This window comes from Ruegeria sp. A4 (assembly GCF_056543025.1).
The window spans coordinates 1,781,023-1,793,824 of the sequence record NZ_JBQGAW010000001.1; the positions used below are offsets into that span (position 1 = coordinate 1,781,023).

The 12,802-nt window shown below is 57.3% G+C and carries 11 protein-coding genes; 8 read left to right on the top strand and 3 right to left on the bottom strand.

Annotated elements, in window-relative coordinates:
• Positions 1–17 precede the first annotated feature (17 nt).
• Both ACR0E2_RS08830 and ACR0E2_RS08835 read right to left on the bottom strand, forming a co-directional pair.
• A complete protein-coding gene (locus ACR0E2_RS08830; RefSeq protein WP_480446113.1) occupies positions 18–2,048 on the bottom strand; it encodes a tripartite tricarboxylate transporter permease in 2,031 nt (676 codons plus the stop codon).
• A 76-nt stretch (positions 2,049–2,124) separates the two neighbouring features.
• Positions 2,125–3,213, bottom strand: coding sequence for a type 2 periplasmic-binding domain-containing protein (locus ACR0E2_RS08835; protein WP_171118945.1), 1,089 nt, complete (start codon positions 3,211–3,213; stop codon positions 2,125–2,127).
• Positions 3,214–3,352: 139 nt separating this feature from the next.
• On the opposite strand from ACR0E2_RS08835, the gene ACR0E2_RS08840 reads away from it, so the two are divergent.
• The 6 genes from ACR0E2_RS08840 (at position 3,353) to ACR0E2_RS08865 (ending at position 9,129) form a co-directional block, all read left to right on the top strand.
• A complete protein-coding gene (locus tag ACR0E2_RS08840) occupies positions 3,353–4,021 on the top strand; it encodes a response regulator transcription factor (RefSeq protein ID WP_171638856.1) in 669 nt (222 codons plus the stop codon).
• Between the two features lie 53 nt (positions 4,022–4,074).
• Positions 4,075–5,385 (top strand): sensor histidine kinase, encoded by a 1,311-nt coding sequence (locus ACR0E2_RS08845; protein WP_480446114.1) that lies wholly within the window; start codon positions 4,075–4,077, stop codon positions 5,383–5,385.
• A 570-nt stretch (positions 5,386–5,955) separates the two neighbouring features.
• Positions 5,956–6,786 (top strand): helix-turn-helix domain-containing protein, encoded by an 831-nt coding sequence (locus ACR0E2_RS08850; protein WP_480446115.1) that lies wholly within the window; start codon positions 5,956–5,958, stop codon positions 6,784–6,786.
• Between the two features lie 113 nt (positions 6,787–6,899).
• Positions 6,900–7,853, top strand: a complete 954-nt coding sequence (locus tag ACR0E2_RS08855) for an alpha/beta hydrolase (protein ID WP_480446116.1) — start codon at positions 6,900–6,902, stop codon at positions 7,851–7,853.
• Between the two features lie 60 nt (positions 7,854–7,913).
• The gene (locus ACR0E2_RS08860; protein ID WP_480446117.1) at positions 7,914–8,423 is read left to right on the top strand and encodes a nuclear transport factor 2 family protein; all 510 of its coding nucleotides are present in this window, start codon (positions 7,914–7,916) and stop codon (positions 8,421–8,423) included.
• A 10-nt stretch (positions 8,424–8,433) separates the two neighbouring features.
• Entirely contained in the window at positions 8,434–9,129 is a 696-nt protein-coding gene (locus ACR0E2_RS08865; protein ID WP_480446118.1) for an SDR family oxidoreductase, read from the top strand.
• 2 nt (positions 9,130–9,131) lie between these two features.
• On the opposite strand, the gene ACR0E2_RS08870 is transcribed toward ACR0E2_RS08865, so the two are convergent.
• Positions 9,132–9,968 (bottom strand): LysR family transcriptional regulator, encoded by an 837-nt coding sequence (locus ACR0E2_RS08870; RefSeq protein WP_480446119.1) that lies wholly within the window; start codon positions 9,966–9,968, stop codon positions 9,132–9,134.
• 91 nt (positions 9,969–10,059) lie between these two features.
• On the opposite strand from ACR0E2_RS08870, the gene ACR0E2_RS08875 reads away from it, so the two are divergent.
• On the top strand, positions 10,060–11,055 hold the full coding sequence (locus ACR0E2_RS08875; RefSeq protein WP_480446120.1) for a quinone oxidoreductase family protein: 996 nt from the start codon (positions 10,060–10,062) through the stop codon (positions 11,053–11,055).
• Positions 11,056–11,083: 28 nt separating this feature from the next.
• Positions 11,084–11,824, top strand: a complete 741-nt coding sequence (locus ACR0E2_RS08880; protein ID WP_480446121.1) for an SDR family oxidoreductase — start codon at positions 11,084–11,086, stop codon at positions 11,822–11,824.
• Positions 11,825–12,802 lie beyond the last annotated feature (978 nt).

A 12,802-nucleotide genomic window follows, 5' to 3' on the forward strand; every position in this document is an offset into this window, starting at 1 on the left:
CGATGTCATCGGGCTGCTCATTTCAATGGCCAAGGCAAACTGACCATGTCCTGTAACAGTCCAGGTGGGAAATCGCGGTTCAGAGCACCCGCCATCAGGCACATAAAGCCGATACCGCAGGCGGTCAGGATCAGCGCCATCTGCCAGCTGGCCCCCGCCCGAATGCGGAAAAACGCCATCAGGAAACCCAGCAATGCAAGGATGAACCCCACCACCCATGTCGCCGCGATGAGACCAGCGAACCAAGCCAGCGTGGACCACAATCCATGGGGGGCACTGGCGTCCTCACCCGCAATTTCCTTGTCCGCAAAGATCGCGTCGCCCTCGGGCCGCCGCATCATCTGGATCAGCAGGATCACGCAGCAGAACAAAGAGATACAGCCGATCACTAGGGGGATGATTTTGTCGGTCATGTTGTAGTCAGGGATCATGTTAGCATTGACCAAAGCCACGATCAGATAGGCCATGATCACCAGTAGAAAGACCAATGGCGCACGCTTTGTACCTGCCTGAACCTCACCCTCGGCCATGATCATCTTGGCTTGCCGGATGCCCAGAATAACCGAGGCAACCGTGACGACGATCAAGACAATGACGATGGGGCTGAAGACATATTCCATCCCTTCGCCAAAGCTCTTTCGGAAACGGAACGATGCTATCTGGAAGGCCTGATTGGTGAACTTTTCAACCGGGTTCGACAGAACAAAGCCGATCAGGAAAGCCGGGCGCGACCAGTCGAACCGACGCAAGAAGATGCCGATCAAACCAATCACAAACAAGGCCAGCAGGTCTTCGAAGTTCTGACCGGATTGGAAGGCTGCAAAGCTGATCAACATGAACAGGAACGGCGCCAGATAGGTAAAGCGGATCGTGGTCAGCTTGGCGATCCCGCCCGAGGCCGCGATGCACAGGATGGTGCCCACCACGTTGGCCAGCGCCAACAGCCAGACGATCGAATAGGTGATGTCGAGATTGTCCTGAAGCATGCTCGGACCGACTTCGATATCTCCCGACCCCAGCAACGCAACCGCACCAATGAAGATTGCCATCGAGCCCGAGCCCGGAATTCCGAACAGAAGCGTCGGCACCAGACCGCCGCCTTCCTTGGCGTTGTTCGAGCTTTCCGGGCCGATGACCCCGCGCACTTCGCCTTTGCCGAAATTACTTTTGTCCTTGGTGGTTTGAACCGAATGACCATAAGCGATCCAGTCAACGACCGAACCGCCGAGGCCCGGAATGACGCCGACGACGACCCCGATGATCGAACAGCGGACCGACAGCCAGATATTCGCAAACCAGTCTTTGACGCCGTCCAGCCATCCAGCACCTATCGAGGCGCCTTTCGCAATCGACCGATCCTGCCGCAGCAGCGAGACGATTTCGGGCACCGCAAAAATACCCAAACCGACAATGACAAGTTTCAAGCCATCGGTCAGATAGGGAATGTCATAGGTCGCCATCCGAAGCGATCCACCAGCATCGGCCTCGCCAATTGTGCCGACCATCAGGCCCAGACCGGCGGCGGCGACGCCTTTCAGTGGGATACGTCCTGCCAAAATGGCGACCATCGACAGGCCGAGAATAGTGATCATCAACATCTCGGGCAGTCCAAAGGCCAGAACGATTGGGCGCGCGATCAGAATGAACATGGTCAGAAAGGTCGCGCCGACCAGCCCTCCGAACAGGGACGAGGAAAAGGCCGCCGACAGCGCCCGCGCGGCCTCGCCCTTTTTGGCCATGGGGAAGCCATCCAGCACTGTGGCCTGCGATGCCGAACTGCCGGGGATGCCCATCAGAACCGATGCGAAAGTGTCAGAGGTCGGAACCACCGCCACCATCCCGATCATCAGGGCCAGACCCAGGATCGGGTCCATGCCGAACATGAAAGGGAGCAAGAGCGACAGGCCGGCAATGCCTCCAAGCCCCGGGAAAACACCTACGGCCAGCCCCATAACGACGCCGAGCACGAGATAGCCCAGAACGATGGGTTGCAGGATCAGACCCCACGCATCACCAAGCGCAGGTAGAGCGGTGGCGAAAACCTCCATAGCGGCCGCCTTTCATAAATTGTCTTGTATGTAGAAAAGCGCGCGCCCTTCGTTGGGCGCGCGACGACGTGTCGGCTTAGTTCAACTCGACACCATAGGCTTCCTTCAGCCAGTTCAGGACATATTGCTTGGCATTGTCATCCACATTGGTCGCGGTTTGCAGCGCAGCTTTTGAGCCGTCGCCGACGAACACCGGATACTTGCCTACGCGTTTGGACGAAATGTCTGCAAAGTCACCACGCTCGGTTACAGCTTGGAACGCCGCGGTGTAGGCATCGACGACCTCTTGTGGCGTGTCACCGGGCAAGAAGGCCAGTTTCTGAACCGGGAAGCCCGCCACGAAGAAGGCTTTCCATGCGTCCCATGCTTCACCGCTGGTTTCACAGCCATCGGTCGCCTCGCAGACCTCTTTGAAAGTCGGGATATCCGGGAAAGTCGGATCGCGCACGATGTTGCCGTCTGCATCCAAGGCACCCCATGTCATCATCGGCACGGCCTGACCAGCCTCGACCAGCGGCGCCGAACCGCCCAGATAGCCCGAGGAGGTTTGATAATCGATGTTGGCCTCTCCACGTTCGAACATCAGGCGTCCGTCTCCACGGCCTTTGATGCCAAAGACAGGCTCAACGTTCATGCCTAGCATCTGCCATGCAAGCAACGGCACAAGGTCCAGACGGGTTGCGCCTTGAGAGCCATAGATGAAATTTGTGTCTTTCAGTGCATTTGCCGATCCATCAAACTTGGCACCATCTTCTGCGTTCAGATAGGCGACGCCACCGGTTCCCGATGCCATGACCGGAATCCAGTCGTTATATTCATAACGCACGCGCGGATCGTTCAGCAGATACGGGAATTGAGTTGAACCCGAGGTACCGAACAGCAGCGTACCGTCATCATGGCTTTGCTCCTGAAACCAGTTCGCACCCTTGGTCGAACCAGCGCCCGGCATGAATTTCACGACCACGGTCGGTTGACCCGGCAGCGCCTCGGACAGAAGCGGCGCAAAGAAGTTGGCCCATTTGGCAGACCCGCCGGTTTCCGAAAACGGGATGACCCATTCAATGGTCTTGCCCGAGAAATCGACCTCGGCTGCGGCGGGTGCTGCGATACCGGCGGCGGCGATCAGCCCCACGACGGCGCGACGGGTGAAGTTGGAAATGGCCATTGGTTCCTCCCTGTTGACCAGACAACCACGTCGGCGCCCTCCGCGCCACCGTGATCGCAAATAGAACTGTGGGGTTGATTCCCCCTCCCATCTGGCAATCATGGAGCGCCAACCTTGCGCGAAACTTGCGGGAGCCCGAATGCGGATCGTCATCGTCGAGGATAATGAGACCCTCGCCAACGCCATTGCCTATCGCCTGCGGGATCGGGGCCATGCTGCTGATGTACTGACAGACGGCGATGCAGCCGAACTGTATCTAGAGCAGGAAGGCGCGGACCTGATCGTTCTGGACATCAACCTTCCGGGTCGGTCAGGGCTTGAAATCTTGCGGTCGTTGCGCAACCGGGGTGACAGCGCCCCGGTTATTCTGCTGACCGCGCGCACCGAGACCAGTGACCGAGTGTCTGGTCTGGATATGGGCGCTGACGACTACCTGGTCAAACCTTTCGAGATGGACGAGCTCGAGGCGCGCATCCGCGCCCTGTCTCGTCGCAAGCAACTGGATTACGGCTCGCAAGAGACCATCGGAGAACTGGAATTTGACCGCACCGCGCGGCAGGTCAGCGTAAAGGGACAGGTGCTTGACGTGCCACGCCGAGAAATGGCTGTGCTTGAATGCCTGCTGGAACGGCGCGGCAGAATTGTCCCCAAGGGCCAACTGACTGACTATGTCTATGGCGTGGGTGCGGATGTCGAAGACTCTGCCGTTGAACCTCATGTATCGCGATTGCGCAAACGCCTTCAGAACCTTGGCATTAGGATCAAAACCGCCCGCGGTCTTGGGTATCTGCTTGAGGTGCAGAAGTGATCAGGCATGGTTCGCTCCGGCTTAGGCTGTTCATTCTGATCCTGACACCCTTGGTGTTGCTCGCGATTCTGCTTGGATATTGGCGCTACACGGTTGCCCGGGAAACGGCGCAAGAGCTTTTTGACGACAGCCTGTTATCTGCTGGTCTGGCGATCTCGCGCGATGTGGCGGTGTCAGACGGCGATGCTTTATCGCCCACCACCCGCAGCTTAATCCGCGATGCATCGGGGGGAGAGATTTTTTACCACGTGACCGGACCCGGCGGTATCTACGTAACCGGTTACGCATATCCACCTGCCTCGGCAAACCCGACAGAACAGGACGTTTACCAACCCCAGTTTTTCGAAGCTGTCTATCGTAACGAGCCGGTGCGCGTATTGAAAATGACCGAACGGGTCACACTGGATAACCTGGTAGGAGATGCGACGGTCACCGCATGGCAACGCATCGCGGATCGCAACGCGTTTGCCAACGAATTGTCGATCCGAGCAGCTATACTTATGGGCATCCTAATGGCCACCCTTGGCTTTGTCGTCTGGTTCGGCGTTGCGCGCGGCCTGCGACCGTTGCTGGATTTGCAGGACGCCATTGACCTGCGTTCGCCCGACGACCTCAGCAAGATAAAACGCCCGGTCCCGACCGAAGTCCATGGCATTGTTCAGACCCTGAACCGGCTGTTTGGGCAGGTCGAAGACAGTATAAACGCCCATCAAGTGTTTATCTCAGAAGCTGCGCATCAACTGCGAAATCCAGCAGCCGCAGTCCAGTCCATGGCCGAGGCGCTGCGAGATGCAAAAACGGATGAAGACAGGGACAAACGCATTGTCGAGCTTGTGGCAGCAGCAAAGAACTCGGCCACTGTGGCGGAACAGCTGTTGTCACTGGAACGGCTGCGGCAACCTACGCATCAGGATCAGATGGAAAAGATTGATTTCCGCTTGGTCGTTGAAGAAGCTTGTGCAGAGATGGGCGTACAAATTCTGGCAAATGGGATCGAATTTGAGGTCACGATGCCGGAGTCTGCAATCATGGTAACAGGGGATAAGATCTTTTTGACTGAGGCCATCAAAAACCTGCTGGACAATGCAGTTAAACATGGTGGCGCTAAGTTGAGCCGAATTTCAATTGTGCTGCTCTGTGACGGAAGAAGTGTCAAACTTACTGTGGCCGATGACGGAACTGGTCTTTCTCCCGCCCAAAGCGAAGCAGCATTCAGTCGGTTTTCGCAGCTAGAGTACTCGGAAGGCAGCGGCCTTGGATTGTCAATTGTCTCAGCGGTGGCAAAACGCCATGGAGGAGTGGTTGAAATCAACCAAGTGGAAAAAGGAGCGAGCGTTACACTTGAGCTTCCCATAGCCCTGTAAGTCGTTTCCAGCATTTAGAAGCCCGAAACTCTTCAATATCAAAGGGTACTCTTTGCAGCTGCAGCGAACTGGTGCTTCGTTGCGCATTGCGGTTGTTGCCGGACTATGTTCTGAACGGCTGGCCTCGCATCCGTCGGCTAATTTTCCGCGTCATAACAAACCGCCCACGTCGATAAAACCGATGTTGGGTCAAGCGATATATGGTTGAGTTGTGGCCGTTCAGTGGAGGGCGTACGAGAGACTGCCTGGCGGAACAAAGCTAGCGCTCTTCTTAGACGCCGGTGTTATACTTTCAGACATAAACCCGTTCCTGACGACCACCAGAGTCTCACACCCGTTTTTTTCATGTATGTCCCCCGTCAGTGCTGATCAATGATGTCGCGTAGGCTGTTCAACGACCACATATAACGCCAGCAAGGTGTTTGATCCTGTACCAGTTGGCCCAACTTATCGAATGTTGTCCGCGATGCGGATACCTGCAAATCTATCTATGTTGCCAGCCGGAGCCGTTCATTGCCTTTGAGATACGCTGATATCTATCCGTCAGAACCGCTTTTGAACAGCGATGCGATGCAGCGCCCTTCGGCGGCTGGTTTGATGTCAGTGCGGTATTTTCGGGCCGAACCTGATCGGATGCCCGAGGAAGTTTTTGCAGAACATCATGTCCTTCTGAACCTTCAGGAAAAGGGGCATCGTGTTCAGAACTGGCGGGACGGCACGCTACGGGATTTTACCTTTTGCAAAGATGAAGTCATCGTGACCCCGGCAGGCATGCGGTCGGGGTGGCGATGGTACGGGCAGTCCGACGTGATCGTGATCACCTTGCATCCCGACAAAGTCCAGCGCTTTGCGCAGTCGGAACTCGGTATGCTGTTGGCGCCGGAGCAGTTTCACGATCAGCCGCAGTTTTACGACCCTGACCTATGTGCTGCAGGCGTCATTTTGCGCGACGCGCTTGAAGCCGACGATATGTCCTCGGCAGTGATGTTCGAAGCCATGAGCCGGGTATTTCTGGTCAAACTGCTGCAGAAATATGGAAAACGCCGCGCTGAAGAGGTCGAGCTGTCCGCGCGCTTTACCTCTCAGCACTATCAACGGGTGCTGGCCTACGTTCAGGACCGTTTGGATCAGACGATCACCGTCGATCAGATGGCGTCCGAGGCGGGCATGAGCCCCTCGCATTTCGCGCGGGTTTTCAAGGAGACGCTGGGCTCGACTCCCATGCAATATGTCATGGCCTATCGGGTCGAGCAGGCGATGAAGATGATGGAAGACCCGGCGCGCCCTCTGGGGGATATCGCCATGGCCTGTGGGTTCTCAGATCAGGCGCATTTCACGCGCAGTTTCAAACAGGTAGTAGGGCAGACCCCCCGCGCATTTCGTGCGGCAAATGCTGTCTGAAGCAGAATCTTTCAAAAACGCGGCAGTCCGGTACAAGTATGCCTGCCGTCGACAGCGTATCTCAGGTGTCATCGGGCTTGTGCCCATCCAGAAAGACTTTGGGAGATATCGCTATGAACACCCTCGCTTTGAACACCGCCGCAGCACTTATGGCGTCGACGGCCGCCGTCGCGCAGGTTGAAACCCGCACCGTCACATTCGAGAACGAAGGCGCCACCCTGTCCGGCACGCTGTACCTGCCGGAAGAGCGCGGATCTGAACCGCTGCCGACGGTCGTCGTGACCGGGGCCTGGACCTCGGTTCAGGAACAGATGCCCGCCAACTATGCCCGCGAGATGGCCGAGCGCGGCCTTGCCGCCTTCACCTTTGATTTCCGCGGTTGGGGAAAATCGGGCGATCTGCCGAACAACGTGCGCTTTGTTGAAAGCCCCGAGGCCAAGACATCGGACATCAAAGCCGCAATCGATTTCGTCGCGACCCTTCCCGAAGTGGACGCCGATCACATCAACGGTCTGGGAATCTGCGCCTCGGCTGGCTACATGGTCGATGCGGTCTCCGGCAACCCGCTGGTTCAGCGGCTGGGCTTGGTTGCACCATGGTTGCAGAATGAAGAGATCGTCGAGGCGGTCTATGGCGGCGCAGACGGTGTTGCTGGGCTGATCGAGGTGTCCCACGCCGCCGAGGCCGCAGGGGGTCAGATCATTCCTGCCGCAGGGCCCGAGGGCGCCGAGGGCGTTCTGATGCCGATCGGCGGATACTACTATGAGGCCGACCGTGGCGCGATCCCGGAATATGACGACAAGTGGAACAATGCGGGCTGGGAAGGCTGGTTGACCTATCACCCAGCCGACAATCCGCAGCGTTTGGATAAGCCACTGGCCATTGTGCACTCGGAAAGCGCGGCGATCCCACAAGGCGTTCAGACCTTTCTTGCCGGTTTCGCAGGCGATGCGACCGCGCAATGGTTGGAGGATGTCACGCAGTTCGATTTCTACGACAACCCCGAGGATGTCACCCGGGCGGCCGATACCGTCGCTGACCACTTCCGCGCCGGTTCGAGCAACTAAGCCCTGTCTGGACACCGAGCAGTCGTTCGGCGTCCACCCTCATCTATTCGGAGCATCCCCATGCGTAGAAAACTCACATCGACTCTTGCTGCCGTCTCCATGATTGGAACCGCCGCTTTCGCCGAACCACAGGCAGGCATCTCGACCGCAATCACCGATATCGCGGCAGGCGCAGACCGCCACGACTGGGCCCGCGTGCGCGACGCGTTTGCCGATACAGTCACGACGGATTACACCAGCCTCTGGGGCGGAGACCCGGTTACACAACCCGCAGATAAGCTTGTGGCGGGTTGGTCCGCCTTTCTGCCCGGTTTCGACGCGACGCATCATATGGTGACCAATCACACGATCATCTCTCTGTCCGATACATCCGCCACGGCACAGGCTGATTTCACAGCAACCCATCGCCTTGATAAAGGCTTGTGGGTGCTGGGTGGCCGCTATGAGTATGAGCTTACGAAATCAGACGACCGCTGGGTTGTCACATCGATGACCATGACGGCAATCTGGGAATCTGGTGACCGTGGGCTTGTGGCTCTTGCCGGCCAGAGCGCGGCCGAGGCGAACTGAAGGAGCGACCATGACCAGCCAGCGCATCGCACTCGTGACCGGCGCCAATCGCGGTATTGGTAAAGAAGTATCCCAGCAATTGGCCCGAGACCACGGGATGAAGGTTTTGATGGGTGCGCGCGATCTGGCAAAAGGGCAGGCTGCTGCGGATGAAATCGGATATGGGGCGGAAGCCTTGGAATTGGATGTCTCAAATCCGGACTCTGTCGCCGCCGCCTTCTTTTTGATGGTTGAACCTATCTACGGTCGTCTCGATGTTCTGGTGAACAATGCGGGTGTGGACTATGACACCGACCAACAGGTCCACCTCGCCGATCTGGATCGGGTTCGCCGCGCTTTTGATACGAACCTCTTCGGCCCTTGGGATACCACGATTGCGGCGGTGCCACTGTTGCAACGAGGCACGGATGCCCGGATCGTCAACGTCTCATCTGGCGCGGGGTCGCTGAACAGCATGTCCGCCGGCGCACCCGGTTACGGCGTTTCCAAAGCGGCTTTGAACGCGCTAACCCTCAAGACCGCTGCCGCGTTGAAACCCCAGGGCATTCTCGTTAACGCCGTGTGCCCCGGTTGGGTCGCAACAGATATGGGCGGCGGAGGACGTCCGATTTCTGAGGGTGCCAAGGGCGTTGTCTGGGCCGCGACCTTGCCGAAAGGCGGCCCGACCGGAGGGTTCTTTCGCGACGGCGTTGCGATTGATTGGTAGGTTTATCCGGGTGCCATAAAACCAATCAGCTTCCTGACCCGCGCGGGCAAAAGGCGACGACTGGGATAGACTGCGAACATATCCCGCGTCAAAGGGATAGTGCCCGTAACCTCAAGCCGTTGCAGGTCTCCGTCCACCATATCCAAAGGCAGCATCGCGACACCCAGGTTGCGGCGGGCGGCCTGAGCAATGACATCAAGGTCCGTTAAACTGTGCGCGGTGTGCTTCGGTTGCAGAGTTTCCCCGCTCTCAAGCACCCAGGGCTGACCAGCTGTCAGGGCGGGCAAAGCAAGAAAGTCCGGTCTGTATATCGGCCCGTCCAACGCACGCTCCCGAATGAAGCCCTGTCCCGCACAAAAGCAATAGGGAACCGACCAGAGCCGTTTCGCGACAAGGTTGGAATCTGTCAACGGGCCGACCCGAAAGGCCAGGTCGATATTGTCGCGAAAGAAATCCAACATGATGTTGGTCGTGGTCACCTCAAGTGCCACATCCGGATTCTGCTCCGCAAAATCCAACAGCCGAGGGCCAACGGTCGTGCGCGCGGCCAACGGAGGCGCCGTAATTCGGATGCTCTGGCGTCTGGTATCGTCGGTAAATCCCGCAACACCTTGCAGCGCCTCAATCGGGTTCTGACATCGGTCCAGAAGACGACGGCCCTCCTCCGTCAGGCGAACCTGGCGGGTTGTCCGCTCGAACAGTTTGGTGCCCAGGTGGTCTTCCAACTCTGCAATCCTTCTGCTGACCCGGCTGAGCGGTATGCCCAAACGGTCCGCAGCCTTGGAAAAGCTGAGATGTTTCGCGACGACAGTAAACAGGGCAAGGTCGTTATAAATCATTATTCTATTTTTGGGATTATATCTCTCAATTTCAACCATTATCATTCAACGACGTGACCTCTACCTTCTGCGCAACAGAAGGAGACAGCTCATGCCTTTCGCCGTTGAAATCACCCAGACCGGCAAACCGGACGTTTTGCGCGAAACTGACAAGGCGACCCCGACCCCCGATGCCGGAGAAATCCTGATCCGCAACAAAGCCGGGGCGGTCAACTTCATCGACACAATCATTCGTCGCGGTGAGATGCCCGAGGGCATGATGCCCGAGCTGCCTCATGTACCTGGTGTCGAGGGGGCCGGAATTGTAGAGGCGCTGGGTGAGGGAGTCGAAGGCTTCTCTGTGGGGGACCGCGTGGCATGGATGGGGCCGATTGGTGCCGGTGGGTACGGGACCCATTCAGTGATCGCTGCGCCCCATGTCACCCGGCTGGCTGAAACGGTGGACTTCGAAACCGCGGCCGCTATCCCTGTCAACGGAATGACCGCGTATCACATGCTGGTCAACTTGGGCGGCGCTGCGGCCGGCAAATCCGTACTGGTTCACGCGGCAGCCGGGGGCGTTGGCACCATGGCCATACAGATCGCAAAACATCTGGACATGACGGTGATCGCCTCGACCAGCACCGGCAAGGTTGGGTATGCCAAAGATCAAGGTGCCGATCACGTCATTGACTATCGCACTGAGAACGTCACCGAGCGGGTGATGGAAATCACCGGCGGGTGCGGCGTGGACCTGACACTGAACCCGATTTCCGGAGAGTCTCTGAAATCAGATCTCGATGTGCTGGCGCCTCTGGGCACCGCAGTTCTGTTCGGGTTTCTTGCCGGTCCGCCCGCAGGCAGTTTTGCCGAGGACTTGGCGAAGCACTTCCAGAAATCCGTCTCGGTCCGTGTCAGCGATATATACACCTATTTCGTCAATCGCCCCGATCAGTTTAGCGCAGATATGGCCACAGTTTTTGATCTGCTTGAGACGGGAATTCTGCGCCCGCAGGTCACCGCCCTGCCCATTGCTAAAGCCGCCGAGGCGCACCGCCGACTGGAAGCCGGTGAAACCACCGGCAAGCTGGTGCTGAGTATCGACTGATCAATCCAACAAAAAAGGAGCCATAGAAATGAGCACGGTTTTCGAAGCCGCCCTGAAAGGCAAGCACATTGTCATTCTCGGCGGTAGCAGCGGTATGGGGAAGGCAACTGCAAAGATGGCCACCGCCCTCGGGGCAAAGATCACCATCGCAAGCCGCAGTGCTGCCAAGCTGCATGCGGCGGCAGACGAGATCGGCGGCGGGGTGCAGATCGCACCGGTCGATACAACCGATGAGACCGGCGTGAAATCATGGGCTGGTGTATTGGGCCCGGTGGATCACCTGGTGATCTCAGCCTCAAGTGCTGCGCATGGTGCGTTCACCGATCTGCCCACAGACAATCTGCGCGCCATGTTTGAGGCCAAGTTTGTCGGCCCCTATTTGGCTGCGCGCGAAGTGTTGCCCGTGTTGGTCAAAGGCGGCTCCATCACATTCTTTTCCGGTGTGCTCAGCCGTCGCCCATCCGCCGGGGCCACGGGCCTCGGCGCCGTAAATGCCGCGGTCGAGGCGTTGGCGAAGGGGTTGGCGCTGGAGCTGTCCGGACGGGCGCGGGTGAATTGCATCAGCCCCGGCATGGTCGCAACCGAAGCCTATGCCGCAATGTCGGAAGAGGCACGTGAAGGCATGTATGCGCAGGTTGGTGGCAGCCTGCCTGTGGGACGCGTCGGAGAGGCCGAGGACATCGCGCAAGCCGTGATCATGGCGATGACGAACAGGTTTTTAACCGGCTCCGTTCTGGATGTGGATGGCGGCCATCTTGTACGCGATTGACGCCTGACCCAAGTCTGGCGTAAAGAACACAGCCTGCCCAAAACAGCCTTTGGTCTGGCTTCGGTCAAAGCTGGCAAATCGTTTGAAGGCGGTGCGCAAGTTGGGCCGAACGCAAGCGCAGGCGCAATTTCTTAGGCTCCCGGCTCATCGATTTACAGCTAAGACAGAACGGTTACCGCGAGAGCGCTTGCTGAGGGGGAGATCTTCGGGCATCGCTCTCGCTGCTACAGTCCCATTCTGGCTGTAAATCACTGAGTTTGGAGCCTAGAAACTGTCCTTTGCACCGATACTTCCGATACTTGATTGGCCGTAGCACCGGCTTGCGTCCGCCCAACGCGCTTCAAGCGTCAGCCACACAAGCGACCCGTCATATCTACACATTTTTCATTTTGGAGTGCCACAAAGCTAAAAGGGACCGTCTCTAACTTTGGCAGTCCCGCTCTAGCGATACAGGTTAAACTATGCACACATCAAAGTCGGTTTTTTATAGCCGATCACTGTAAAGCTATCTTGTGGATTTGGTTTCGCGAATAAGGTGTACAGGCACTCCGAATAAGTCGTTCCACCACCGTACGTGTAGGCGGTAGCGTTGTTTCCGTAGCCGTAGACATTTGTTGTCGTTGATGCCGTATGGGACGTCGTGTTGCTCCACTGAAACGCAAAACGTCCATCTGGGAGCTTGACCACGTTATCTGGCTGACCGTAGTCGAGTATTACGTCTGTAATATCTCGCCCGACATATGATTGCATTATTGACTCAGCGCAGCCTGAAAGCACGAGAAATACCCCGGCGAAAACTAGTCGCTTGAACATTTTCCACTATCAAATTTTTTGTTTTTTGCTTTTTGAAACCCGAAAGTAAGCACTGACGCGAAAACTCTCAAACGGTCTCGAAATGAGACTAACAATTGTTGATGAGTAGAGCCAAGTAGCAACTTGTCGCAATGGACACTTGGTAGCAAATATCGAGCCACAAAG